The 24,883-nt window shown below is 63.2% G+C and carries 30 protein-coding genes; 6 read left to right on the top strand and 24 right to left on the bottom strand.

Features of this window, described 5'->3' with window-relative positions:
• Positions 1 to 24: 24 nt before the first annotated feature.
• The 14 genes from MJ8_RS15200 to MJ8_RS15135 form a co-directional block, all read right to left on the bottom strand.
• Positions 25 to 834: a hypothetical protein gene (locus MJ8_RS15200; protein ID WP_201415116.1), complete on the bottom strand. Its 810-nt coding sequence runs from the start codon at positions 832 to 834 to the stop codon at positions 25 to 27.
• Entirely contained in the window at positions 831 to 1,223 is a 393-nt protein-coding gene (locus MJ8_RS15195) for a hypothetical protein (RefSeq protein ID WP_201415115.1), read from the bottom strand. The genes MJ8_RS15200 and MJ8_RS15195 overlap by 4 nt, the downstream gene beginning before the upstream one ends.
• Before the next feature lie 30 nt (positions 1,224 to 1,253).
• Entirely contained in the window at positions 1,254 to 1,484 is a 231-nt protein-coding gene (locus MJ8_RS15190; RefSeq protein WP_041005510.1) for a hypothetical protein, read from the bottom strand.
• 48 nt (positions 1,485 to 1,532) lie between these two features.
• Complete coding sequence (locus MJ8_RS15185; protein WP_201415114.1) at positions 1,533 to 2,588, bottom strand: major capsid protein; 1,056 nt, start codon at positions 2,586 to 2,588, stop codon at positions 1,533 to 1,535.
• A gap of 57 nt (positions 2,589 to 2,645) precedes the next feature.
• Entirely contained in the window at positions 2,646 to 3,425 is a 780-nt protein-coding gene (locus MJ8_RS15180; RefSeq protein WP_201415113.1) for a hypothetical protein, read from the bottom strand.
• Between the two features lie 45 nt (positions 3,426 to 3,470).
• Positions 3,471 to 4,802, bottom strand: coding sequence for a S49 family peptidase (locus MJ8_RS15175; RefSeq protein ID WP_201415112.1), 1,332 nt, complete (start codon positions 4,800 to 4,802; stop codon positions 3,471 to 3,473).
• Between the two features lie 9 nt (positions 4,803 to 4,811).
• Positions 4,812 to 5,084: a hypothetical protein gene (locus tag MJ8_RS15170; protein WP_201415111.1), complete on the bottom strand. Its 273-nt coding sequence runs from the start codon at positions 5,082 to 5,084 to the stop codon at positions 4,812 to 4,814.
• A complete protein-coding gene (locus MJ8_RS15165; protein ID WP_201415110.1) occupies positions 5,084 to 6,688 on the bottom strand; it encodes a phage portal protein in 1,605 nt (534 codons plus the stop codon). The genes MJ8_RS15170 and MJ8_RS15165 overlap by 1 nt, the downstream gene beginning before the upstream one ends.
• A complete protein-coding gene (locus MJ8_RS15160; protein WP_225248275.1) occupies positions 6,685 to 8,682 on the bottom strand; it encodes a terminase gpA endonuclease subunit in 1,998 nt (665 codons plus the stop codon). Before MJ8_RS15160 ends, MJ8_RS15165 begins: the two co-directional genes overlap by 4 nt.
• Positions 8,679 to 9,245, bottom strand: coding sequence for a hypothetical protein (locus MJ8_RS15155; protein ID WP_210345621.1), 567 nt, complete (start codon positions 9,243 to 9,245; stop codon positions 8,679 to 8,681). The genes MJ8_RS15160 and MJ8_RS15155 overlap by 4 nt, the downstream gene beginning before the upstream one ends.
• A gap of 174 nt (positions 9,246 to 9,419) precedes the next feature.
• Positions 9,420 to 10,016, bottom strand: a complete 597-nt coding sequence (locus tag MJ8_RS15150; RefSeq protein WP_201415108.1) for a phage tail protein — start codon at positions 10,014 to 10,016, stop codon at positions 9,420 to 9,422.
• Between the two features lie 96 nt (positions 10,017 to 10,112).
• Positions 10,113 to 10,949 carry a hypothetical protein gene (locus MJ8_RS15145; RefSeq protein WP_201415107.1) on the bottom strand — a complete coding sequence of 279 codons (837 nt, stop codon included), beginning with the start codon at positions 10,947 to 10,949 and terminating at the stop codon, positions 10,113 to 10,115.
• Between the two features lie 310 nt (positions 10,950 to 11,259).
• Entirely contained in the window at positions 11,260 to 12,984 is a 1,725-nt protein-coding gene (locus tag MJ8_RS15140; protein WP_201415106.1) for a phage/plasmid primase, P4 family, read from the bottom strand.
• A gap of 17 nt (positions 12,985 to 13,001) precedes the next feature.
• Complete coding sequence (locus MJ8_RS15135) at positions 13,002 to 14,246, bottom strand: P4 alpha zinc-binding domain-containing protein (protein ID WP_225248274.1); 1,245 nt, start codon at positions 14,244 to 14,246, stop codon at positions 13,002 to 13,004.
• 137 nt (positions 14,247 to 14,383) lie between these two features.
• On the opposite strand from MJ8_RS15135, the gene MJ8_RS15130 reads away from it, so the two are divergent.
• Complete coding sequence (locus MJ8_RS15130; protein ID WP_201415105.1) at positions 14,384 to 14,665, top strand: DUF982 domain-containing protein; 282 nt, start codon at positions 14,384 to 14,386, stop codon at positions 14,663 to 14,665.
• A gap of 62 nt (positions 14,666 to 14,727) precedes the next feature.
• Here the strand turns inward: MJ8_RS15130 and MJ8_RS15125 are convergent, their stop codons facing one another.
• The 4 genes from MJ8_RS15125 to MJ8_RS15110 are packed head-to-tail and all read right to left on the bottom strand — an operon-like array spanning position 14,728 to position 15,760.
• Positions 14,728 to 14,958, bottom strand: a complete 231-nt coding sequence (locus MJ8_RS15125) for a hypothetical protein (protein ID WP_201415104.1) — start codon at positions 14,956 to 14,958, stop codon at positions 14,728 to 14,730.
• Positions 14,951 to 15,247 (bottom strand): hypothetical protein, encoded by a 297-nt coding sequence (locus MJ8_RS15120; RefSeq protein WP_201415103.1) that lies wholly within the window; start codon positions 15,245 to 15,247, stop codon positions 14,951 to 14,953. The genes MJ8_RS15125 and MJ8_RS15120 overlap by 8 nt, the downstream gene beginning before the upstream one ends.
• Positions 15,225 to 15,461 (bottom strand): hypothetical protein, encoded by a 237-nt coding sequence (locus MJ8_RS15115; RefSeq protein ID WP_201415102.1) that lies wholly within the window; start codon positions 15,459 to 15,461, stop codon positions 15,225 to 15,227. The genes MJ8_RS15120 and MJ8_RS15115 overlap by 23 nt, the downstream gene beginning before the upstream one ends.
• A 50-nt stretch (positions 15,462 to 15,511) precedes the next feature.
• The gene (locus tag MJ8_RS15110) at positions 15,512 to 15,760 is read right to left on the bottom strand and encodes a transcriptional regulator (protein WP_126083020.1); all 249 of its coding nucleotides are present in this window, start codon (positions 15,758 to 15,760) and stop codon (positions 15,512 to 15,514) included.
• An 83-nt stretch (positions 15,761 to 15,843) separates the two neighbouring features.
• Between MJ8_RS15110 and MJ8_RS15105 the strand changes: the two genes are divergently transcribed.
• Positions 15,844 to 16,548 carry an XRE family transcriptional regulator gene (locus MJ8_RS15105; RefSeq protein ID WP_201415101.1) on the top strand — a complete coding sequence of 235 codons (705 nt, stop codon included), beginning with the start codon at positions 15,844 to 15,846 and terminating at the stop codon, positions 16,546 to 16,548.
• Between the two features lie 10 nt (positions 16,549 to 16,558).
• Here the strand turns inward: MJ8_RS15105 and MJ8_RS15100 are convergent, their stop codons facing one another.
• From MJ8_RS15100 to MJ8_RS15080, 5 genes are all read right to left on the bottom strand, one after another.
• Positions 16,559 to 17,653, bottom strand: coding sequence for a DNA methyltransferase (locus MJ8_RS15100; RefSeq protein ID WP_201415100.1), 1,095 nt, complete (start codon positions 17,651 to 17,653; stop codon positions 16,559 to 16,561).
• The gene (locus MJ8_RS15095) at positions 17,650 to 18,750 is read right to left on the bottom strand and encodes a hypothetical protein (protein ID WP_201415099.1); all 1,101 of its coding nucleotides are present in this window, start codon (positions 18,748 to 18,750) and stop codon (positions 17,650 to 17,652) included. Before MJ8_RS15095 ends, MJ8_RS15100 begins: the two co-directional genes overlap by 4 nt.
• A complete protein-coding gene (locus tag MJ8_RS15090) occupies positions 18,751 to 19,830 on the bottom strand; it encodes a ParB N-terminal domain-containing protein (RefSeq protein ID WP_201415098.1) in 1,080 nt (359 codons plus the stop codon). It abuts the gene before it with no gap.
• Between the two features lie 260 nt (positions 19,831 to 20,090).
• Positions 20,091 to 20,948 (bottom strand): thermonuclease family protein, encoded by an 858-nt coding sequence (locus MJ8_RS15085; protein ID WP_225248273.1) that lies wholly within the window; start codon positions 20,946 to 20,948, stop codon positions 20,091 to 20,093.
• On the bottom strand, positions 20,945 to 21,361 hold the full coding sequence (locus tag MJ8_RS15080) for a hypothetical protein (RefSeq protein WP_225248272.1): 417 nt from the start codon (positions 21,359 to 21,361) through the stop codon (positions 20,945 to 20,947). Before MJ8_RS15080 ends, MJ8_RS15085 begins: the two co-directional genes overlap by 4 nt.
• Before the next feature lie 52 nt (positions 21,362 to 21,413).
• Here MJ8_RS15080 and MJ8_RS15075 point away from each other — a divergent pair, with 52 nt between their 5' ends.
• Both MJ8_RS15075 and MJ8_RS15070 read left to right on the top strand, forming a co-directional pair.
• Positions 21,414 to 21,686: a hypothetical protein gene (locus MJ8_RS15075; RefSeq protein ID WP_201415097.1), complete on the top strand. Its 273-nt coding sequence runs from the start codon at positions 21,414 to 21,416 to the stop codon at positions 21,684 to 21,686.
• 204 nt (positions 21,687 to 21,890) lie between these two features.
• The gene (locus MJ8_RS15070) at positions 21,891 to 22,487 is read left to right on the top strand and encodes an outer membrane protein (protein WP_201415096.1); all 597 of its coding nucleotides are present in this window, start codon (positions 21,891 to 21,893) and stop codon (positions 22,485 to 22,487) included.
• 176 nt (positions 22,488 to 22,663) lie between these two features.
• Here MJ8_RS15070 and MJ8_RS15065 read toward each other — a convergent pair whose 3' ends face one another.
• On the bottom strand, positions 22,664 to 23,287 hold the full coding sequence (locus tag MJ8_RS15065; protein ID WP_201415095.1) for a hypothetical protein: 624 nt from the start codon (positions 23,285 to 23,287) through the stop codon (positions 22,664 to 22,666).
• Between the two features lie 134 nt (positions 23,288 to 23,421).
• Here MJ8_RS15065 and xth point away from each other — a divergent pair, with 134 nt between their 5' ends.
• Both xth and MJ8_RS15055 read left to right on the top strand, forming a co-directional pair.
• Positions 23,422 to 24,195: an exodeoxyribonuclease III gene (gene xth / locus MJ8_RS15060; RefSeq protein ID WP_201415094.1), complete on the top strand. Its 774-nt coding sequence runs from the start codon at positions 23,422 to 23,424 to the stop codon at positions 24,193 to 24,195.
• A 218-nt stretch (positions 24,196 to 24,413) separates the two neighbouring features.
• The gene (locus MJ8_RS15055; protein WP_225248270.1) at positions 24,414 to 24,842 is read left to right on the top strand and encodes an EF-hand domain-containing protein; all 429 of its coding nucleotides are present in this window, start codon (positions 24,414 to 24,416) and stop codon (positions 24,840 to 24,842) included.
• Positions 24,843 to 24,883: the final 41 nt, after the last annotated feature.

Here is a 24,883-nt window from a genome sequence, read left to right as displayed (position 1 = left end):
AGCGGTGCGGCCCGTGAGGCATGATCAAAACTCCGGATCGGGCAGGATGTCTTCCGTCAGCTCGGTCTCGGCGCCATTAATCACGGTGCCGACATCGTCGAAGTCGACGGCCTCGACGAGGCCGGGAAGCGCGTCCGGCGGCGCAACGCCCAACATGCCTGGCACCGTCGCCGTGCTCATCAGGGTCGACTGCACCTTCTGCCAGCTCGTCAGATCGGCGCCCTTGCTAAGCTCGGCGCGCATGATGGCGACCGCCGCCTGATAGTCCGCGACCATCGCGAGCCTGGTCAGCGCCGCGTCGATGACGGCCGGCACCGGCGCGCCAGGCGCCGGATCGCAGACGGGCTCGATCTCGATCTCGACCATCCGGATGGCGTGCTTGCGGCCGCCTTCAGGGTCGACGCCGCGCGCGGCCTTCACCGGGCCGTAGGCGGCGATCAGGCCCCGAAAGCATTCGGCGAAATCGTTGGTCGGATCGGACAGCACGCGCCGCCACTGACGGTCGAGCATGTCGAGCGAGAATTCGAGGCCGGCGTCCGTGGCCGCGATTTCGATCTGGTTCACCGTCTGGCCGTCCGTGGTCTGGTAGGCGACGGCGCTTGCGACGATCAGGTCGAGCGCGAAGGTCACCGTACCGGACGTGACGAAAAGCCCCTCGTTCTGGCCGCTGTACTTGGCCTCGTCGATCCGCACCAGGATGACCGGCGCCTGCCGGTCGCTCATGATCGAAGACAAGGCCTCGATCGAGGAATCTGTCACCCCGTCAGCGGCGATGGTGTTACCGCGCAGCGCCTGCGCGGCCAGCATGCGCAGCATGGCGTTGACCAGGCTCATGTGGCGGCCTTCAGGTTCGACAGGTAGAACACGATGACTTCCGGCAGATCGTCGACGACGCGCACGATCGAGTAGATCGGCTCGGCCGGGCGGCTCGTCACTTCCGCCTGGTCACCGTTTTTCGGCAGCCAGGCCATGTCCGCGCGCGGGATCGATATCGTGCACAGCCGGCCGGCAAAACGGGTCGGCGCCATACCGCGGTCGCGACCGCCAAGGAAATCGAGGTCGGGACTGATATCGAACCGGCCCTTGAGGTCGATCATGGCCGACCGGGACGGATCTTCGGCAACCGACATCTCACCCCGCACTTTGGCGCGAATGGTGATCAGGTCGCCGAGGCGGGAGCGCGTCTCATGGACGAGGCGCGAGCGGGCTGCACGAATGTCCATGAGAGGATCCCGTCAGGCAGGCTGGTCGGCCTAGCCGAGATCCATCTGGCTCGACTCATCGGCGCGCGCCAGGTCGACCTTGGTAGCCGGGCGGGCGGCGCCTCGGCCGACAAGATCGTCAAGCTGCTTCTTGTCGACATCGAAGATCGCGCCGGGCGCCTTGACCTCGATCTCGGCGCGCTTGACGGTCTTGCCTTCCGGGCTTCTCTCGCCCGGCGTCTTGCACAAATGGACGGTGTTCAAAGCGACCGCTTTGACCATGATGCTTCTCCAGGTTCGATGGTAGACGATGGGGCGAGGTCGCCGCGATCAGGCGACGACGGTCGCCTTCAGGGTCGCATTGGGATTGACCGGCACCATGAGCGGCGCCGACTGGGTCACGATCTGCTCGACCGCCACATCGCCCTCGGGGATGTAGTCGCGCGGGAAGATCGGCAGCGGCTGGAACTGGGCATGCACGTCGACGATCGCGCCGAAGCAGCGGTAGCCCTGCACGTTCGGGCCGGTGAGCACGACATCCTTGGGCGACATGAACGGCGTCACGGCACCGTTGACGGTGTAGTAATCCTTGTACACCCACACCTCGATCCCGCCGCCGAGCGTGCCGCCATAGCGCACCTCGCCGGTGGTCATCAGCCCGGTCTTGATGGTCAGGTCGGCATTGCCGCGCCGCGTCAGGTCCATTTCGGCGAGGATCTCGGTATCGCGGCGCATGACGCCCCAGGCGTCGATGCCGACCGTGATGCGGTTGGGCGCGCCACCGAACTCGGCCGCATGCATCATATCCGCCCAACCCTGGATGTCGTCCAGGATCGACACTCCGGCCTCGCCCCAGCGGGCGCCGGCGCCGAGCACGACGGTGTGGCCTGCGGCGCGGCCGAAATCGACGAGGCGCTGCGGCATGTCCTTGCCTTCGATGACGACCTTCCCGTCGATGATGGCCTTCGCGGCCATCCATTCCCACAGCCTTTCGATCGCGACACGATGGTACTGCAGGATGTCGGCTTTCACCGCATCGTAGCGCGCCTGCGGCGTCTGCGCGTTAGGGCCGAGCAAGGTGCCGGGACGGCGGGTGAGCGCGCGCAGCGGGGACACGGGATCGCTCGGCTTCACATAGCCCGGCTTGAAGCGCTCGACCCGTGCGCCCTCCTCGTAGATCGCACGTCCCTGCGCCATCGGCGCGACGAATGGCGCGAGCTTGCGGCCGGCGCGCGGAATCTTCTCGAGGTCGACATATTCGTCGGTGAACGACATCTCGTGCGGGAAGAGCAGGTCGAGCCAGTAGCTCGGCACGATGTCCAGTTCGCGGAACACGCCAAGCAGAGTGTGCGTGTCCCAGAGTTCGTAGTGGTCGAAGTCCGCCATGGTCTTGGCCCTTGTGAAAGAGGCGGCCGGGGCCGCGATTGCGTTGAAGATGCGCGGTCAGAGGCGCTTGCGGATGAGGATGTTGGTGGGCGACGGCGCGCCCCGGAACGCGGCCTCGCGCTTGGCGTCGGTGTTGAAGGAGGCGTCCCAGTTCAGCGCATCCGGGTTGAAATTCCCGGCGCGATAGATCGCGACGCTCTGCGCGGCGTCGGTGTCGACCACCGGCGCCGTGGTGACGCCGATCGCCTGCACGCCGACCTGGTCGACGCCGCCGACCAGCGTGGCGTTGGCGAAGGCGGTGACCGAACCGGTTTCCGTGGTGGCGATCGCATTGCCGGCGGCGCCGGCCACCTTGGCGACGACGCCGACGATGCCGGCGGCATCAGCCTGCGCGGTCACATCCGGATGCGGCACGGTCAGCGAACCGTAGAGCGTGCCGGCGCCGGCGCCGCCGTTGATGGCTGCGATCAGGTTGCTGGCCGTTTCCGCCGCCGTCGCGCCGATCTTGACCTGCCCGGCGACGGTGGTCGGGGCAGCCTTCAGCGTGTAGACGGTCGCGGCGACGGTGATGGTGTCGTCGGCGGCGCCGACGCCGGAAAACACCAGCCGTCCGGCCGCCCGGGCCCCAGGGGCAAAGGCGAAGGTGGCAAGCGCGAGGCTGAGGCCGGAGGCCGCGAGGCGGACCACCGAGAAGGCTGGAATGGCCACATCGGCGGCAACGGGAAAATCCTCCGTCACGGGATGCGGAATGGCCGAATTGAAGATCTCGGCGGAGCTGAAGGCATCGGACACGTCGCGGGCCGCCATGCCCGGCTGTGCGAACGGAATGCTGGTCATGATCAACCCTTTCGGTGACGAGTTGCGGTTGGATGGGCCTGGGCGTCAGCCCTGCTTGGCAGGCGCGCCCGTCGAGGCGCGGTAGTTGGCCAGGATGCGGCTTGCCGCCTGCTGCGATGCCTCGGCGCTGTTTGCGCCGGGCTGCGCCAGGCCTGCCGCGGCGAGGCGCGACTTCTCATAGGTGGAAGCATCGGCCTCCGCGGGCTTGGAGGCGCCGACATTGGCGACCACGAAGGCGGCAACGTCCTCGCCCGACATATCGGGCGACTTCGCCGCCAGCTCGAGGGCGGCCGCCATGCGGGTGCCATCGCCCTTGATGCCTTCGGCGCCAAGCGCGGTGGCGAGGCGCTTGCCGGCTTCGGCGCTGCCGGCGGCGTGGCCCTTCTTCTCGGCCTCGGCGACGGCTTTGTCGTGATCGGCCTTTGAAATGCCCGCAACTTCGGTGGCGGCGGGCGCGCCGGTGGTCTCGCTCATGGATGTGCTCCCTTTCTGCGAGGTTGAGCGCCCGCCTTTCGGCGTGGAGGCGCGGGAAAGTTCGGCGAGCACGGTCTCGAAAGAACCGACCCGATCTGCGACGCCGGCGTCGACGGCTGCCTTGCCGATGAAAGTGCGGGCTTCCGTCTTGCGCGCGGCGGCAGCGGTCAACCTGCTGCCGCGCCCCTTCGCGACCGTGGTCAGGAAAGCGCCGTAAAAGGCGTCGACCTCGGCTTGCAGGTCCTCGCGGACCGCATCGGAAAGCGGCTCGAACGGATTGCCGTCCACCTTGTGCGCGCCGGCATGGATCAGCGTCGGTGTGATGCCTTCGCGGTCGAGCTGTCGGCTGAAATCGGCGTGCAGCAGAACGACGCCGATCGAGCCCGAGATGCCGGTTTCGGTGGTGACGATCTCGGTGGCGCCGGAGGCGATGGCGTACATGGCGGATGCCGCCATGCCGTTGACCACGGCGACGGCAAGCTTCTTCGCGGCCAGATCGCGCACGAGAGCGGCCGTTTCAAAGGCGCCGACGGCTTCGCCGCCCGGCGAATGCATGTCGAGGATGACCGACCTGACGGCCGGGTCTGCCGCGGCGGACTTCAACTGGAAGCCGATGCCTTCATAGGAGGTGAGACCGGAGCTCGCCCCGACCCAGGCCCCGCGGTTCACCAGCGAGCCGGTGATGGTGATGATGCCGACGCCATCGCGCGTGACGCGATAAGGCACGGCGCGACGGGCGCCGCTTTCGTCCTCGACAACCGAGGAGCCCTCGAAACGCGATGCATCTGGCGCGTTCACGCCGATGCGGCCGGCGAGAACGGAGAGGATGACCTCGGCCTTGTCGCGCGTGATCAGGAGCGGCCGGTTCAGCACCCGGTCGGCGATGTGGATCAGCGATGACATGGATGGCTCCTAGCGGATGAACCGCATGGTCTTGGCGTAGCGCGAGCGCTTGCCTGACTTTGCCGAGCAGGCGGCGGCGAGGCGCATCAGCTCGGCATCGAGCGATTTCAGGTTCGCCACTGAAAACCGCATCAGCTCGCGCGTGACCGGCGACTGGATCTGCAGCTCCTCGACATGCTCGCCGGCGAGGATGCGCAGCTTGGCCGCGTAAAGCGCCTGGTAGAGCGCGCAGGGATCTTCCTGGTCGACGGCGACGCCGTTGATGCTGACGAGGGCCGGCATCAGGCGTCTTCCTTCTGTGTGGGCGCTTTCTCGGCCGGTATGACGTCATCCTTCGGATCGCCGGCATTGCGCACGAAGGGCGACGGCATGCCGGCATCGGCATAACGCTTGTGCCAATAGAGCCGGCGCTCAAAGACTTCCTCCGCGTCGGCGCCGATCTCGGCGCATTCCATGTCCGGCGTCGACGTGCCGTTGAGCAGGCGCTCGGTCGCGGCCTTGGCGCTCTTCTGGTCGTCGGCGGTGGCCTTGGCCGGTCCCTGCCAGTTGGCCCAAAGCACCTTGTCGCGATTGGCCTTGAAGGCCTCGTAGCCGCCCTTGAAGGGCAAGCGCCCGGTGCCGATCAGCTCGTCGACGAGATGCTCGTAGGCGAGTTGGCAGATGGGTGCTGCGATACGCTCACGGCGGCGGGTGACCACGGGATGCAGCGAGGCGCTTTCCATGCGGGTCGAGGAATAGGTCGCGCCCTCGTAATTCATGGTGTAGCTGGCGACGCTGATGCCGATCGCGCGCGCCATGCCGCGCTGCAGTTCGGTCGAGACGGGCAGGAATTGCGGCCCCGGAATGCCGGTCGACATCAATTCCAGCTTCTCGCCGGGCGCCAGATGCGACAGCTTCGGATCGGTGCCGACGGAGATCTCGCTTTCCGCCGCCTTGTCCATGACGGCCAGGAAATAGTCGCGAAACTCGTCGCGCAGCGCCTTGCCCTCCTGGGTCTCGCCCAGAGCTTCCAGCCCTTCGAATGCCTCGGCTGATGGCCTCTCGCTGGTCAGGACCTGGGCGAAGACGGTTTGCAGGATCCCGGTCTGGATCGTGACGTCGACCAGTGTCTCCCATTGCAGATATTCTCGGAACGCCGCCACGAGGCGGGAAATGCCGCGAACGTCGTTGCTGTCGACCGGATCGAAAACATGGGCGACCATCTGCCGCCCCTCGCCGTCATAAGCCGCGTGGTCGCGCTTGACGACGATGCCGGTTTCCTTTTCGGCGAGGCGATAGGCGATCGGGCGGCCGTTCGGGTCATGGATGACGCCCTGGTAGAGCCCCTCGATCTCGCTTGTGTCCTGCACAAGCGCGGTCGGTGTGGTCAGGCAAATCTTGGTCCCGGACGCGATGCCGTAGCGGCGGCGTTCGGCTGGCGACATGTAGTCCATCAGCGCCAGGGCCTCGCCATAGACGACGTCGTGGCGCAGCGCGATGTCGACCTTCTGCGGCACGATGAACTTGCCCTTGAGGTCGCATTCGCGCGGGTTCCAGGCCCAGTGCTTCCACGCCGCCTTCAGCAGTCTGATGAACTCATCCGACTCCTGCTTGTCATAGCCGAACGCCGACAGGTCAGGCGCCGGGCTGAGAATCAGCTCGACGCCGACCGTGTCGGCGATGACTTGGTCGACGGCGCCACGCAGCCGGCCTGAATTCTGGATGATGTCCATCGCCAGCCCAGCGGCCCGCCGCCAGGCAATGCGAACTTCGTCGCGATGGTCGCGCAGCGCTGTGCCGCGCGTCGACAGTATCCTCGAGCGGCTGTCGCGCAGATATCCGGCCTGCGGAGACGGGCGCGGAGCGGACGCGCCTTCCCTGCCGAATATCCTGTCCAGCAACTTCATTTGCGGTTCTTCCATTTCTGGCGCCGGGCCTGCGAGGCCGGGTCATTCGTCGTCGCCACCGGCGCCGGCGCATTCGGAGCGGCCAAGGTCAGGCCGTTGAGCAGGTCGGGCTCGAGCGGCGGTTGCAGCCGCTGCCGTAAGGCCGACCAGTCGTCCGCCCGCCTCGTGGAGAGGCCGAGCATCTCGGCCATGGCCATGGCGTAGACATGAGCGTCGAGGCAGTGATTGTCCGGCCTCAGGCGTCTCCATTCCTCGTGGAACTTGCCGCGCACGACCTCGGCCACGAAGGCTTCGGCCGTGAGCTGCAGGAAATATTCCTTCGGCAGGAAGTCGCCGAAATGCACATAACCCGGCGGGTCTGCCGGCTCGCCGGAGCGAAGGCCGAGCTTGTGCAGGTTGGCGAACAGCTCCGCCTTCAGGCCCCAGGTGCCGACGGGCCACAGCATGGCGCTGCCGAAACGCTTGCGCTTGCCGCGCTTGGTGACCGACTTCTTGGCCGGAACGCTAATCGCCGGCACGCCGCGGCCGCCGACGCCCTTGACCGCATAGGCATTGGCGCGGCGCCGGCACCACTCCAGCACCTGGTTGGTGCGGCCGCCGTCACCGCCGTCCACCGCCAGCGCCTCGATCCGCCGCTGTCCGCCGAAGGCATCGTCGAGCGGCTTGGCGAAGAACGCGTCGAGCTTCGTCCAGGCGCCCTCGCCGGGATTGTCGGTCGTGCCTTCGAAGAAGCGAACGCCGAGCACCCAGCTCTGCCGGTCCTCGCCGAATGCGACGACCACGGCCCAGATGCCGTTATGCTGCACGTCGGCGCCAGCGACCAGGACAAGGCCGTCCGCCGGGACCCTCATTTCGGCGAAGGGCTCGCGGCGCTCCATCAGCCGCTCGTATTCCGGCGCGTTGCCCTTCACCTTGGCGGGAAGGCCGTACACCAGGTTGAAGATGCCCTTTTCGCCGAGCCCGCCGGGCTTGGCCTGGTTGAGCATGTCTTCCGCGATCGCCTCGTAGCTCATCATCAGCGAGATGAAGGCGTCGACGTGGAAGCCCGGATGCCGGTCGGGGCCGGTGAGCGTGGCTACGTAGCGACCGTGGCGAACGCCGATGACCCGCTCCGTTTCGCTGACGATGTGTCCGCAATGCGGGCAGACATAGAAGCTCTTATGCGGATGCAGCCGGTCGAGGTGGAAGCCCTCATGCGACTGGACGAACTCTGAACGGCATTCGACGCAAGCGATGTTCCAGAAGCGCTGGTCCGAACGCTTGAAGGACCGGTCGATGCGGCAATGCCCCTGGGCGTCGCCGAGCTCGTCGCCGGTGTCGATCTCGGGCGTCGACAGCTCGAATATCTTGTAGGACTTCGTGCGACGGAAGGCCGTGAAACGGCCGAAGAACAACGTCTCGGGATCGTCGCCGGTGACGTGGGTCTGCCACTTCGAGACTTCGTCCTTGACGCCGTAGCGCGTTGTCTTGCCCGACAGGTCGGTCGCCACATTGGCGTTGGCCAGCATCAGCGATCCGCCCGCGAAGCGCTTCTCGTAGATGGTGGAGCCAACGCCGGACCGGCTAACCGCGGGAAAGATGACCTGCTTACCCGTCTCCTTCTGCCAGGCCTCGATCAGCGGCTGCAGCTTCTGGCTGTTCATGTCCTGCAGGAAGTCTATCGACGGCAGGCCGTAGATCGTGTTGTCCGGCGCGGTGTCGGCGATGTAGAGCGCCCAGGCCAGCGCCAGGATCGACACGCCGGTCTGCTGCGACTTGCGCACCGTCACCAGGTTGCAAGGATGCTCGATGCTGAGGCAGTCGGCGATCTCGCCAAGATATGGCGCGTCGTCCAGCGCCCAGAATTCTCCCTTCTTCGGCCCGTCGACCAGGACGATGTTCTTGGGCAGCCACTCGCGAAATCGCGCCGGCGGCCGGGGTCTGATGCCATCCGCCAGTGCCACGCCGGCCAGGCGCAGCGCTCCCGGGTGGCCGGGCCCCATGTGGATGCTCAAAGTTCTTCGTCCTCGAGCGCCTCGTCGTGCTCGGTCGCTTGCGAGACGATGGCGGCCAGGCGATCCGCGATCTCGGTGTTGAGTTCGAAAGCGATCTGCCGCAACAAGACGCGCAGGCCGTGCGAACCTTCCCGCGAAACGGCAAGCGCCATATCGTCGGCCTTGTTCTGCAGCCGGGCGATGCTCGACCGGATCTCGCGACCGCAGACCGTCAAGGCCTCGCGCATGCGATCGGCGCGCACGAGCTGCCCGATATGCTCCTGCCGGCGCAGCTTCTCCCGCCCGACCTTCAGCCAGGCTTCCTGCCGAAGCGCCTCGTCGCGCGACGTGCTGGAATTGGCGGGCGATGCTGTCGGCGCATCCTTGCGTGCCGCCGCCACCTTCTCGGAACTCGCAAACTCGCCGCGGTAATGATCGTAGTGCGCCAGCGAGAAGCGCATGATGCGGTCGCGCGCGTCGCGCTCGACGGGCAGGTCGTGCTCCTCGACCAGTCGCCGCACGAGTTTCGTGACGGCCTGCTTCGTAACGCCGTCTCGCGCCGCCACGTCGGCCGGCGTCGCCATTACGGTCTCTTCGGGCGGCATTCTGACAACTTCCCTCAGGGCGCTGACAACCCCGACAACCCAACTTTTTCAGCGGTGCGACTGGCGGAAATCCGGGGGCCGGTCTGCCCGTGGGGGGTTGCAGTTGGGTTACGGTCCCTATTGTTGCGCGGTGACGCCTGGGCTGCTGCCCGGTCAGTCGAAGAAACCGGGGAGCATGAAGGTGATCTCATGCATGATCCTCGGCGGCAGCTCGCGGTTGGCGAACTCGGTGAATTCCTGAGCGGTGTCGCCCTTGACCATCTCGGCGGGGATGATCACGCCTGAATCGATGAACGAGACGGGCCTGCCCCAGCGCGTCGAAGACCGGTCCGGGGCGTAGACGTGGCCGCCGAGCCCTTTGGCCGTGACGCGATTTGGAAAGCGGCCCGCCTTGGTGAAATCGCCTGCGAATAGCCGGCGCTGTCCAAAGGGCGAGGCTGTCACCCCTGCCCGCGTTTCGCGCGGCTTGAAGTATTTGAGCGAGACGTCGCCGCCCTGCGTGCGCATGACATAGGCGAGCTTCCCGTAAGTGGGACGCTCGACCTTGATGGCCCTGCGGATCGTGCGATATGGCAGCCCGGTTTGCTTCGACAGCGTGCGCGTCAGCTTGGTGCGCAGCCTGTCGCCGACGTGGTTGACGGCGCGCCGCAGGACGTCGCTACGCTCCAGCTCGCTCAAGCGGCCAAGCGCGTTGTCCAGCCGCTTCAGCCCGGACAGGTCGGCCCACCTGATCTCCAACAGGCCGGCCACGCTCGCGCTCCGAAAACGAAAAGCCCCGGTCGCGAGGAGCGCCGGGGCCAGTTCTTTCTTACCGTGATCAGGTCTAAGTCAAGTTTCTGCCGCGCGTCAACGGACAGAGGCAGTTTTTTTCACTTGCCCGGCGGCGGCCCTGTCAACCAGCCATACGCCGGGCCTGTCCTCATCCAGCCAAGGCGTCATCGAGCGATCGGAAAACACCAGCCGATGCCCGGTCAACTGCGTGGCAAGTTCGCTCTCCAGCCGGCGCAGCGCCGCGACCCAGATCTGATAGTCGAGCCTGCCCATGATGTCGCCGCCCGGGTCGGTCGAGAACTCATACTTGCGATAGGCGCCGCTGACCGGCCGCTTGGCGCGTTCGTCATAGCCATGCACTTCGATGTCGAAGGTCTGGCCATTCTCATCCGTCATCCGCTTCATGACGAACCAAGCAGGCCGTCCAGCACGTTCAGCCAGTCGGATCTTCGACGCCTCTGCAGTCCAGTCCGGTTCGCGCCCGAGGATCGCTGTGCCGACGATCAGCGAGACAATTCCCTCGCCGCGCTGCTCGCGAGACCGTTTGCCATAGCGGTCGACTGCCCTTGCCACATGGAGTTCCGCCAGTCCTTGCGTATCCGGCCAATCGGCCAAGGCGTTCCATCCGGCTGGGATTACCACTTCGCACCCGGCCAGCCCCGCCACAGCGCGTCCGACTGTCACCGCATCCTCGTGCGGCTCGCCCTGTTCGAGCCAGAAGTTCTCATAGTCCCTGCGGCCGCTGTCGATCAGCGCGCCAAGCTCGCCAAAGCCGGTGATCTTGCCCCAGGAGGAGGACTGCAAGGACCGCCAAGCCGAATGCGGATTGTCCAGCCCTTCCACGCCGCCGCCTTTCGGCAACTCATGCACGAAGGCCCAGGTCAGCAGCTCGTCAATCGTCACCGTTTTCATGTCTTCTTCCTGCAGCAGTTCGCGATGGTTTTGAGAGAGTCAGGCAGTAGTCAGAGCAAAGCTCGAAGCGTGCGATTCCAGAGGGTTGGACGTGGACGCGACACCAGCGACAGTTTTTGAAGGCTTTGCGTAGGCTCCGTTCCCCCTCGCCCCGCTCTTCGCCCGTTACGTGCGCAGAACTGGTGCAGACTCCCGCAAGCCATTGTTTTATTTTCCTTATCGCCACTGAAAGAAGTGTCGCCCTGTGTCGCGAACTCCCGCAACTGCCGCCACCGCGCAGGCATACTGACGTTCTGGAGGGGCTCGGGGCTCATCGCTCCTCCTGGTCGGGCACGCGCGAAGCAGGTACGTCGACCAGGCGCACGCCGCGGTAGACGACAATGCGCCCATCAACCCGCTCATACTTCTTCTTCATGATAAGCCCGAAAGCCGTCAGCGAGATCGGCTTGCCGCCCTCGTCAACGGTGAAGTCGACATAGGCCTGGTAGAACTGTTTGGCGGTCAGCTCGGCCGCCGGATCGGGCACCACGCAGCGCGCGCAGAAGGCGGACGTGCGGTCCATCTCGTCGCGATATTCCTGCGTCTTCAGCCGCACGGCATCGGGGATGACAAGCCCCTCGCGCAGGAAGATCAGCACGCCTTCAATCAGCCAGTTCAGGATACCTGGATATTCCGGCACGAATTCCGAGACCACCTCCTCGAACTCGCGCTGATCGGCCTCGGCGATGATCTTCGACCAGTGGATGACGGCCATACGCCGCCAGATGCCGTTGTCGGTGCCGGATATGCGCGGGTAGCCGTTGCCCGACATGTGGCCGGTGAAGACCGGCCGGAAATCGAAATAGCCCTCGAACAGGTCGCGCACGGTGAAATGCTCGCCGCCGGTCAGGTCCTTGACCAGGTTCTCGCGCAGATCCTCGCCCTCTGGCAGCTCCTTCACGCGCAGGAAACGCCGGCCATAAAGCCGCGCCATATCGGGGTTGGCCGCACCGCCGGCCTTGCCTTCGCCGATGAAGGACTCCGAAGGCAGGGTTACCGCCACCTCGCCCAGCAACCGACAAAGCGTTTCCATGTAGACGGATTTGCCGTTAGCGCCCTTGCCGTAGTGGAAGAACAGCTTTTGCACCGTCAGCCCGACAAGGCCCAGGCCGGATGCCACCTGGACCATACGGCGCACGGCGTCGATCGGCAACTTGTCGCGCACGAACTCATTCCATTTCGGGCATGTCGCTTGCGGGTCATATTCCACCGGCACGCGCTGCGTGATCATGTCCTGGCGGCGATGCCCTTCCACCACTTTCAGCTCGGCGTCGGGGACTTCGATGAATTCGGGCACCTCCTCGCGATTGTCGTCGGGATCGTCATAGGCGGGGTTGCGGACACGCTTGCGGGTGCGGCGGAAGCAGAGCGTGTGGCTTGCCAGCGCCACCTTGAGCGGGTCGGCGTTGAACTCGTCCGGGCCGCGCTGGATGTGCGGCGCCGCGCAGGCAAGCATGGCTTCGAGCCTGGCCTTGTTTTTCGAAGACACCGCATGGGTCATGCGGCGGCTGACCCGCCGGGCGACATTCGCCTGCGCGGCTTCTGCGAGCTTGGCCAGTCGCTTTTGCGCGGGGGTGCGCTCTTCCCCGGGGATCTTGCAGGCCTTGAGCCCGCTCTCGATCGCATGCCGTTCGGCCTCGGTCGGCTCGGTGAAATCGACCTCGAGCGCGATGCGGCCGCCGACATTCTGCGCGATCGCCAAGGCGCGCGGCTCGCCGGTCTCGATATCCCAATGCGTGCCGGTCCAGACGGCAAAGGCCGCCCGCCGCGCCTTGGACTGTGCGCGCACCAGCAGATCCTCGCCGAAATGGGCAAGCAGCCTTTCGGCGTTGTCGGTATCGGAGTGGTCGAGGGATGCGCAGGCCCTGACGACCTCCAGGTCCACCTTGCTGCCCTTGCGCGGCGCCGTGCCGGGTTCGCCATCATCCGGCTCGAGACCTGCAGCGCGCGCCTGCCGCGTCGCTTCCGCAAGCACGGCAGCGACCTCTTCGGGCATTGCGGATTTCTTTCGGCTCACGCGACCCTCGCTGCCTGCGCCGCCATCGCGGCGAAATCGCAACCGGGACGCGGCCAGACGATCGGTATCGCCCTGCCCGGCCGCGCATGCCTTGCGCGGGCACGCGCCATGGCGGCCGCCGTCATCACGCGCTCGGAATCGGCGTCGGCCAGCAGCACCAACTCCTCGACGTGATCGCCGACCCAAATGGCGTCTTCGTCACCCGGATCAGTTCGAGGCACAGGCCCCGCCACCATGACCGGCCGCGGCACACCTTTCGCATCCGGCTTCTTCAGCGTCGGATGCGCGAAGCGCGAGGCGGCATCCGCCGGTCCGGCCAGATTGCCGAGATCGCCGGCGGCAAAATAGAAGGTGTCGGGCCGCCAGTTCTCCCAGCAAGCAAAGGCGGCGCCGTTCTCGATCCCCTCGCCGCCAACCCAGCGCCGCGCCGACGGATCGCCGAACAGCGGGATCAGACCGCCCTTCTTCGAGCCGCGCATCTTCTTCGACGGCAACAGCTCACCGCTGGCAGGGTCAAAGAGCTGCGGCCGGAATTTCGGCGCGCAGGCAAGATCGAGCCAGGTGATGTGACAGCCGATTGCGGTAAGCGACCGATCGATGAATGGCGCGATCATCGCCGGCCCGGCATGAAGAGCAACCGGACGCCCACGCTCGTCCTGCCCGTGCCAATAGGCAAGGTTGGACGCATAGCGAAGCCACCGCGAGGACCCGATCTCGCCGCAGCCGCGCGCAGCCAGATAGTCGGCGACCGGCCGCCCGTATCTGCCGACAGGCGCGGCGGCGTCGTAGATCGCGCGAGCCCTCTGCCGCTCCCGCTCGCGGAACTCGAGCTGAGTTCCTGACTTGCCAGCGGCCTGCATTTCGTTCGCCCGCCGGCGCTGCTCGATCCGCCTCAGCCTTCGGTTCCGTTCTTCCGCGCTTTCCTGTTCCGCCTCATCGGGTACCGACCGGTCGAGAACGATCGAGCAGGCTTCCAGGAAATGCGCGCGGCGATGCAGGTCCAGGCCCTCGCAATGCGCGGCCATGCCGATGCCGTCATTGCCGCCGACGCCGCCGGCGCGGCAATTCCATTTGTTCTTGGCGGTGTTGAAGGCGAAAGTGTCGGTGCCGCCGCAATGCGGGCATGGCTGCGGGTGCTCGTATCGGCTCCCGCTGAACCTCAAACCGAGCCTCTTGGCTGCATCCTCGATCGATACAGCGCGCGCGTCCTCGACAAAGAGAGCAAGGGCGTCTTCCATCATTTCTGCCCCTGCTCGGACAACGTCTTGAAGCTTTCGGCTGCCGTCCCGATATCTTCACCACAGCGCCACGGGCGCCCTTCGACAATTCGTGAATGTTTGCTCTCTGGCCGCGTTGAAGCAGCCGGGCGGAGGAAGCTATGGCTGACCAATTTGACCCACCGCTCGTGGTGGACGATGAATTCGGAGCGAGAGAAATCTGCTGCGCGATGGACGCGATCGAGTTCCTCGAGGAGTGGCCGCTGCAACGGCGTTGCAAGCTGCACCGCGCCGCCAGCGAAGCATGTTGCGATGCCTATGATGGACGCACGCCTGTCAGAGATGCCCGCACTGCTTTTGAAATGTGGGCGAGGATGGCGCATATCGTGGTGACGCGGCAACTCGAGGCTGTGCGGAAGGGCGGAATCTTCGAGATCTGCTGAGGGAAAAGCAGCGTCTCCTGTCGAGGCTCGGCAGCAATCGCCTATGATTTCCTCGCGCTCGATCATTCGTTCTGGCCGATCCCTTCGCCGCCGCGCGTGAACTTGCCTTCGGCGCTCAACAGCCCCCGCACCTGTTGCCCCGACAGCCCGAGCCTCGCCTTCACCTGCGCCATGCTCTGACCCATCTCGAAAAGCAGCCGAACGCCTTCAGCCTGCATGGGTAGCGGCAGGCGGAACAGCTTGCGCGGGCAGATGCCTTCCGGCCTGCCGAAGATTGCCAGCCTCTCAGACATCGACCGACCTTTCCGTTTCAGTGCTCTTCCCGTGAAACATTTCGGCGATTTCCGGCCTCGGCACGGCAGGCGGCGGCAGGTAGAAGGCGCGGAAGGAAAGCCTCAGCCAATCGCACACGGCGATGACCTTTGGCGCCGAGACGCTCTGGCCGTTGCAGATACGGGAAAGGTCGGAGGCGCTTACCCCGATGTCGCCAGCGCAGGCCCGCCAGCCGCGGCCGTCTTCCTTGAGCTTGGCCCGCAAGAGCTTGCCCAATTCGCGATAGTCATAGGCAGCGAGCCTGACCATGCCTGACCTCCTTTTTGAGAAAAAGCGCCGGCTCCTCGCCGATCCAGGCGCAGAGCGCAAGGAACTCATCGGCGCCCGGATCGCGGCCGCGCGCGGCGCGAAACACGGCGTCGACCTCGACATCGGCTTCCCTCGCCACGCGCGACGGGGACTTACCGCGATGGATGCGCCGGGCTTCGAGGAAGAGCGCGAAAAGCGTGAAATCAACGGGCATACGGCCGCTCCGCCGGCCGTTTTGCGGCATTTTGACCGAGGAGGCGCGGCTCATCGCGGCGCCTCCTCGCCGCTGCCGGTCCCGGCTTGGGAGGACGCGGGACCGGCAAGGATATCGGGACCGAAGAGGTCGGGCCGCTGCGCGTGGCGCGAGATGCCGGTGGCGCGCTCGATGTCGAGCACGCGTTCGGCCGGCACCCGCTTCCACGAATAGAAAGCCTGGTGACGGATGCCCAGATGCGAGGCGAGCGCGCCCAATCCGCCAACCTTGGCGGCTGCGATTCTGACGATTTCGATCATGGCTTGATGGTAGGTATTACCTACCTACTATGTCAACAGGCAATCGCTTGCAAAAAAGTAAGCAATAATTACTATGCTGCGGCATGATCGCGACGATACGCACCGACTCGACGTCCCTCGGCCAGCGCCTGCGCCAGGCGCGGGAGGCTGCCGGCCTGACGCAGAACGACATCGCCGATCACTTCGGCATCAAGCGCGTGTCGGTCACGCAATGGGAGGCGGACACCACCCGCCCCTCGATGGAGCGGCTGCCCGAACTTGCCGCAATGCTCAAGACCGATGTCGCCTGGCTGCTCGACGCCTCAGGCGCGGCGCCGGTGCCCATCGTGCGCGAGCCGAAGCCGAGAGCGTCGCGCACCCCGATTATCCCCGGCGACGAGCTGGTCGGCGGCCGCGACCTGCCGATCTACGCCGCCGCCATGGGCGGCGAAGGCCATATGATCGTCACCTTCGAGGCGATCGACTGGGTAAAGCGGCCGGCGGTGCTGCAGAATGTTCGAGGCGGCTACGGCATCCTGGTGCGCGGCGAGTCCATGATTCCTGCCTACTGGCCCGGGGATACCGCGCTGGTGAACCCGCATCTCCAGCCGGCGCGCGACTCCGACGCTGTGTTCTTCCACACCCCTCCCAAGGAGCGCGGCGACGAGGAAGCCATCATCAAGCGCCTGGTCGGCATGAACGATCGGGAGTGGACGCTGGAGCAATACCGGCCGGCGAAGACGTTTACGGAGAGCCGCGTCGACTGGCCGATCTGTCATCGGGTGGTGGGGAAGTACAATGCCCGATGATCCAAGCGAGCTAACCTAGTCGGAAAGCAAAGTCGTGTTCCATCCGGTCCGATTTGGTTCCGGGCCGGAACGAGTTGGTTTGCCGTTTCGCAATTTCAGATGAACGCCCCTGGTGCAACGGCCGAATCTTGCGATTTGGCATAGCGAACTGCAGCCCCGTTTGGAGACCTTCAAACAGATCTTCTTTGCTAAGGCGCGTTCCACCTATCCGCACCACAATAGTCGCCTCAGGGCGCAAAAGCTTAACAATCCCGGCCCAAATGTCCTGCAAAAACACCCAGTAGTCGCCTACTACTGTGAGCCTATCATCGCGATTTAGTCGAGTCGCCGGCCGCTCGGCTCCTCCTAAGAACCACAGCCGAAGCCATTGATCTTCCGAGTAATCGGTAGTGTCGAGGTAGGGAGGCGAAGTGACCACTAAGGACACTTGCCCTTGAAAATTCAGGAATCGATCCCCGGCGGTCCGTGAGTCGGCTTCCACTACTACCCCCTGCTTGCGAGGCGGTACTCTGGAATAGCGGAAAGCTACTGCCTCTCTTAAAATCTTAAAAGTCTCACGTCGGGGTGGGTTCAACCCGTGTTTTTTCCACCAGCGGACCGAGTAGTCCGGCTTTGTACTAATTGTTCTCGGCATCCTGTTACTTAAAGCCAAAGCCGACCGATGTGATTCGCCATGCAAGATACCCAGCAGAACGGCTGCTATAAAGCGATGAACGGAGCTATTCCTCCAATCCAAATTATCGCGCAGAAACGTCACCTCAGAATAGGTCTCCGGATGGAAACACATTTGGAAGAACTCACTTTGCGCTACCGCATCATGATCAGACGAATGGTAACTTTTTTCAAGCTCATCGACCTGTTGCAAAACGTGGAGAAGATCAGGGACCTGGGCCTTTGCTCCAGCTACGCAAGCCGCGACGGGGTTGATATCGGATCCAATGGCCCGCCTGTCATTAAGGAGACTTTCCAGCACGGTCGTCCCACGCCCACAAAACGGATCGAAGACCAACTCATTCGGGCGCGTATATGCAAAAAGCTGCTCGGCCACGAAGCTTTCAGGGAACATAGCGAAATAAGGGCAAATAGAATGAAGCGGGTGCCTCATGCAGCAGCTCGACGTTCAGCGAGTCCCTGCATGACTCTGTCGACCCATACGGAAACGTCGTCCACCCTATCCATTCCTTCAATGCCATTCAGTGGACCGCCAGGACCACCAAACGCCTCTGCGCATGAAAGGGCGATTCGCCCCCTGTCGAATATGACACCGAACGCACTTTCCCTCACCATAAAACGCCGGAGCACACCCGCGCTGTAGGGCTGTCTGTTGCCGAGCAGGTCCCTGGGTGGCTCGTCCAAGTCGAACCAAAGCGGAAAGGGAATACAAATAGCGGGCAAAAAGTGCTCAAACCGCTCATCAACAAACCACTGACGAATGGCTCTGACATCGTTGGCCACCGGCTTGTCTTTCCAGCCAAGTCCGGACGCTACCTGCGCAAACATTAAGAACGTGGCTGCGTGTCCGTCTTCAAACGGGCGCCAAGCTATGATGTCGATGCCACCGTCCTTGAGCTTGTCGTCGAAGCCATGCGGGATGTCAGGCCGCACAGAGAACGAGCCATATTTGCTCCAGACGGCTTTGAGCGCTGGGAGGAATGCGTCGCCTGTGGCCCGAGGAAATCCAAACGAGACCACCTGCGCCTTTGTATAACCACCAACAGCGATGCAAGAGCAAATTTGGAAAATGTTCCCAATCTGTGTGACCAGGGCTTGTGAATCTCTTGGCACCTTTATGATGGCGTCTCGAATTCCTGAGTCGAGCAGACAGAACGTGTAAAACAGTTGGCCCGTTTTCGGATCAAAACAGGTTGCCTTCCTTTTCAAAACCTGTGACTCGCCAAGCTTCCCTCCGACCTTAATCTCGAAAGGATAAGCTGCGTTTACAGTCCTAGACCGCAATACAAGCTCTTCAACGACCCGCTCCTCAAGGTCGTCAGCCGCCCTGTCGGTGACTTCTGGTTCACCAGTGTCATCACCGTCAGCGTCGAGGTCCTTAGCCGAGATTCTATCGTCTGACGCTCTTCGGAGAAGTGAGCGCACTACGGACACCGAAACCTCACCGGCGTCGCTGGCGAGTGTTAAGATCTCCAGCCAGTCCGCAAACCTTGCTCTACTAGAATTCAAATCGGGTGGGATGATGCGCACTCACAGATCCTCAGCGTCGCCCAAGCTTTTCTTGACCATGGTGTCTCGCAAAGTTCTGACGGTCGTGGCCAAGTTTCTGATCATGGCAAGTAACGTTTCGTCGCCATCGAAGTAACTTGATAGTCCTAATGCGTTTTCACATTCCTTTGACGCAGCCAAAAGCGCCTCTTTGAAGCGCTCTGAAGGTGGTTCGACCTGTTCGAATGCCTGATCAAGCCTTCTGCTGCTCACTAAGGCAGCCAACGCATTTTTATTTTCTATAACTCGAACCAACTGGTTCAAGTTAGGATTTTGGCTCGCGATTACGGTCGGCTCACGTTTCTGTTCCTGCCCGTAAAGCCATGACATCAATTGATCGAGCTGTTCTCCGTTTGCTGCTGGGACCGGGACCTTCGACAAGTCTTCGTCATCCTCAATTCCGAGAAATGTTCTGACACCCGGGCGAGAGACAGCCGTGTATAAATGAGAGAAAGCAAAACGCTTCTTCGTTCTCTGGTTGATATCAAATCCGCGTTCTTGCGCCTGCTCAAGGACCCGAAAACCCGCTATAAGACGACGAACCGTGTTGTGATTGTCCCCGAGCGTTCTACTTATTACGTCGACGTCTTCGCCTTCGTCCAGCCAGTCGGTAGCATACTTCGCCTTCGCGTACGCATCCCACTTAAATGGCCCGTTAATGTGCTTGAAGGCTACGAAGCGGCGCGCTTCCCCCCGAGTATCCACATAGCGAACCCTTACCTCTTTGGGCAATTGCTTTGCGTTTGGGATGTCTGGCAGTCGATAGTTAACTGCATCACGGAGTGCTTGACTTTCAATAAGCCGTAGTGCCGCTAACCGCCGATTTCCTTCGAATACAATATTAGTCTTGCTCTGTACGATAAGGGGTTCGAAGTCGATCCAACCTGAGGATAAAATGGACTGAACCAGTTCCTCAAGGTCGTATTCGTCTTTGAGGTACTGTACCGCCGCTTCCTCGTTCTCGAATTTCTCGGTCGGTACACGAGGGTTTTCAGGATCGAATTTCAGGTCCTTGATGGGGACCATCACATCCTGTTTTAGCACGTGGCTGTTGGCCGCCATGGTGTTAACCTTTCCAGTTCGGAAGGGGAGCAATGGTTGGAGGGTGCGATAGGGTCTGGCCTATGCAGAAAGATTTGTAAAGTTGGATTGCAACTCGCCTGAACCGCATGGCCAGGTCGGTTGTGGCGATCCCCGACTTTGCAATCCTACCACCCATCGGGGACGCATAGCATGGGGCATCAACCCACGCCACAGTCGTTGGGCCTGATCCTCCCTTGCCCAAGTCGCACAGCCGGCTCCCTCGTTCGGACGTCGTCAATCTATCGCTTCGACCTTCGCCATCCGGCCGCAATGGCTTCGGCTTCCGAGCAAAACCATCTCTCCCCTTTGGTCTCGTTGATGATTGTGACGCTGTAATATCTCTGCCCGGGCACGTGATAGATCCGCTCGCCTCCCGCCGAAATGTTGCCTTTGATGTTGCAGCCGCCATTCCCACCGTCGAGCGCGAAAGTTGGTTTCGCAGGCGCCTGCGGAACGTCGCTGTGCTGGGCCCGCCAATCCCATGGCGCTTGGAAGTTGCCAACCCATAGGCCCAGCTTTGCAGCCTGTGCCATGGCCTGTTGCGCTGAATAGGCGCCGTTGCTGTATTTGGGCCAGTCCAGCGCTTGCCCGTGCTCGACCATCCAGGCGGCGACGTCGGCTCCGTCGGCGCGCGTGCAGGTGCCGACAAAGCGCCCGTACCGGTCCCAAGTCACGAATGCGCATTGCACCGGCCTGGAGGCGGCCAGGAATTTGTCCAGCGCTTCGGCGGAGCGGCGACCGCAGGGATATTCAAAGCCCTTCGCGTCGTCGCAATATTGCCGGCTCTCCGGCGCGTCGATGCCGTTGAAGCGCACGCGCTGGCCGTGGATCTCGATCGTGTCGCCATCGATCACCGAGGCGGCGCCGACGATCGACACCGGCCTCGGCTTGATGATGTTCTGCAGGTTGATTTCCGGCAGGGGCGCACTGTTGTGCATGACGAATTGCGTGACCAGGGCGGATACCGCAGCGACCGTCACGAGCACGAGACGAAACGGCACGCTGGCCCATCGAGTGGCACGTGAGCGTTTCGCGCCAGTGCGTCGCCGCCATTGGTCGGAGCGATTGTCGTAACGGGACTTGTCGATGCCGATCACGGCGCGCCGCCCGGGCGGCTCTCGGCCGAGCGGCCGCCACAGCGCGATCCATCCGCAGCCCTACTTTCATCGGTCGGACAATTGCCGATGTAGCCGCCTCCGCCCGACGCGGGCGATCTATAGCGTTGGATCACAGCGACGCTGCGCTGCCCGTCGCCTTCGATATGCGTGTTGTTGCTGTTCGGATTGAAGGGATCGACCGTCTGCAGAAGCGAATTGGCGTTGTTTGCGTCGCCGGACGCAAGCGTCATCGTATCGTAATTGTTCAAATAGTCAGCAGCACAGCCCGACAACAGCACCACACTCGCCGCGGCAAAATACGATCGCAAATTCACAGAGGCATCCCCCGACACCGGCTGGCATAATGCTTCATTTGCGTTTTGTTGTCGAATCCGAGTTTGGCGGCTTGCCATTCGAGGCAAGCTAAGCAACGTTGGCAGCGGGTTTGGGACTTTTGGGGGGGCTATGAAGCGGTTTGTTTTAACCGTCGCTGCTTTCGTTTGCATTGCAGGCTGCGCGACACCACCGGACAAAATAGCAGGCGTGCCCAATGCTGGCCCCTGCACCCAAGCCGACAAGGAGCGCCTGGCGACTCTGACAAACCAGCAGAACAAGGCTGCGAACGGCGATGCGCTGGGCGTCTTCCTCATCGGCGTGCCGGTCGCGTCGATGTCCGGCGGAGACCACGAGACGGAGATCGCGGTGCTCAAAGGGCGCTGCGGGCCGCCGAAGACCTGACAGTCCGGGTCGCAATCAGCGGAAAAGCCCGTCGATATCGACCGGTGGCCAACGCGCAGAACGATTGCATTAGTGATCTTTCCGCAACAGCAATCCCGCAAGCTCTGTGGCAGATTGCGATTCAACGTAAGATTGCCTGCGGGGAAAAATATGAAATCTCTTTTGCTTGCTTCTGCCGTTGCCCTCGGCCTATGCGGACCGGTCATGGCGGCCGACGTCCTGGAAGGGGCTCCGACGACCGAGTGGACCTGGCAGGGCTTCTATGCTGGCGCCTTCGGTGCTGGCACTCTCGAGCACTACAAGATCCGCGAGCCCAACATCGGCGCCGATGTGACGCACAATGTGGGCTCGCCGACGATCGGCGGCTTCGCCGGCTACAATTTCCAGTCGGGCAACATCGTCTATGGCGTCGAAGGCGAACTCGGCTACCGGTTCAAGAAGGGCCACTTCCACGACGTGCCCGGCCCCGGTGATCTCGACGAGTCGCTCGGCCTGTTCGGTTCGGTCAAAGGCCGGGTCGGCATGGAGATGGGCGGGGTCCTTCCCTACCTGACGGCGGGTGTCATCGCGTCCCAGTTGAAGACCAATGCGATCGGCTTTGCGGAACGGAACGGAACGGCCGTCGGTGGGATTGTCGGCGCGGGCGTTGACGTACCCCTTACCCACAACGTGTTCCTTCGTGGCGAGTACGATTTCTCGTTCTTCGGAAAGAAGACGTTCGACTATTGCGGTGGCGGTTGCGTGCTCCAGCACACCGCCCAGACACATGACTTCCGCGTCGGAATCGGCCTCAAGTTTTAAGCCGTTAGAATTGTTGCAACTGACAACGCCGGGCAAATGCCCGGCGTTCTTCGTTAAAGCCGGGGTCGAAACGGCAATCGCCGGATCGGACTGTGGTCATGGACCTCGCAACCCATACGATTGGCAAAGTTTCGACTGAAGATTATATCCTCGCGGCGCCGCCGCTCCGGCACCCGTCAGCGCAAAAGCCCGTCCAAATCGAAGTCTTCCCAGCCTCTTAGGAGGGGCGACTCGTCTTGTGTATGACTTGCGGGTCCGCTGCTCTTTTTCTGCGCGCGCTTCAAGGCCGCCTTTGCGGCGGCGCGTCGCCGGTTCTCGGCGCGGGTGGCGGCGTCTTCCTCGCGCCAGACGGTGACCAGGTCGCGATCGAGAACATCCTCGATGTGGCGCGGATCGAACACGTGGAAGGTGATCTTCCTGGCGCGGCCGCGGAGCTTGACTGTTCTGGTCCCCGCGCTTTGCAGTCGACCGTCCTTCAGCCAGCGATGCCGTTCGCCGGAAGAGATCGTCAAGATGTCCTCAACCTCGCGAGGGATGACGGGCAGGTCCTCAATGTCAAGCATGGCTTCGGACACGATCGCCGCCGCCGCCGCAACGTCGGCATCCGAGTCCTCCGGCAGCCGCAAGGTGAGCACCCGGGATTCGATGTGAAGCAGCTTCCTCAGGGGCGCAGGCAAGCGAGCGCGGATCTCGAGGAAAATGCCCCTCGCCCGCATCGATGACCCTAAGGTGGCCGCCGCCGAAAGCGGCCACTCAGCCATCAGTTTCCCTACTGGGTCACTCTTTCGGCGGGCGGGCATACTTCTAATGGCGCTCCGATCGCGTTCGCTTCAAGGTGAGGAACGTCGGCGAGTCCCGGTTCGTTACCATAACGGTTGAACTCGCGGGCTGTCATTGCGTTGCAAGCGCAGGCAAACCACGCACGGAGAAAATCGTGACCCGGATCGCGACCTTCAACGTCAATGGCGTCAACGGCCGCCTGCCCGTGCTCCTGAAGTGGTTGAACGAGACCGATTATGACGTTGTCTGCCTCCAGGAGCTGAAAACGTCCGACGAGAAATTTCCCATCGAAGCAATACAGGACGCCGGCTTCGGCGCCATCTGGCACGGTCAGAAATCCTATAACGGTGTGGCAATTCTGGCGCGTGGGAGGGAGCCGGTCGAGCGCCGCCGCGGCCTGCCTGGCGATCCCGACGACACGCACAGCCGCTATCTCGAGGCGGAGATCGAAGGTCTCGTCGTCGGCTGCATCTATCTCCCCAATGGCAACCCGGCGCCGGGGCCCAAGTTCGATTACAAGCTGCGCTGGTTCGAGCGTCTCACCGATTACAGCAAATCGCTGCTGGGGGAGCGCGCCGTGCTTTGTGGCGACTACAACGTCGTGCCCACCGAGATAGATGCTGTGGTCCCTCGGCGTTGGTTGGGCGATGCCGTTTTCTTCCCGGAAAGCAGGAACGCCTACGCTCGCATGTTGAGCCTGGGCTGGGTGGATGCGATGCGACGGATCCACCCGGACAAAGGCATCTACACCTACTGGAATTTCTCCTATCGCGGCGGATACGACCGGAGCTCCGGCCTGCGCATGGATCATCTGCTCGTAAGCCCGTCCGTCGCGGCAGGCATCCGAGATGCCGGTGTCGACGTCGACACCCGTGGCTGGGAAAAGCCCAGCGATCACGCGCCCGCCTGGATTGAGGTGGGAAGATAAGGGGCTCGCGCCTGATCACCAGCAGGAACAATCGAGCAGAACCCCAGTTTGAGCTGCACAAGGAGGCAAACCACTTCCAATTAATGGAGCATTCCATGAGATATCCCCGCTGCACGGCGACTGCCGCCGTTTTTGTCCTCGCGGCCTTCCCCGCTCTTGCCCAGACAAACGGAACCCCCACCCCAGCCCCAACGACCCAACAGCCCGGAGCCGGACAGATGCCGGACATCAATGGGCAGGCAGGCGGCCCAATGCGTGAGATGATCCGCCAGATGATCGATCAGGCGGTCCAGGAGAAGATGCAACAGGATCGAAATTCGGAGGTGGCCGACGATCGTCGACAGGACGAGAACGCGCGAAAGGATACCGACCTTGGCGGCGATCGGTGGCAGAGACATCGCTACGGCGGCCCGCCCGGTGAGCACCGAATGGCCGGACATCATGGACCCCGCATGATGCGCGGCGCCGGAATGCGACTTATGTTCGCTTTTTTGGACACGAACGGTGACGGATCGCTGTCCGAAAATGAGGTTCAGGACGCCGTCGGCCGGGTGTTCTCCGCCATCGACCAGAATGGCGACGGGAACATCGACATGCATGAAATCCAATCTTTCCTGCACGGCCCCGGCGGTGACGATATGCCTTAACCCTGGAGAGGCAACGGGACGATCCTGAAGCATTCAGAGCG

This window comes from Mesorhizobium sp. J8, from assembly GCF_016591715.1.
Lineage (GTDB): Bacteria > Pseudomonadota > Alphaproteobacteria > Rhizobiales > Rhizobiaceae > Mesorhizobium.
Note: the sequence above shows the minus strand (reverse complement) of the source record. Positions and strands in the feature narration are given on the sequence as shown.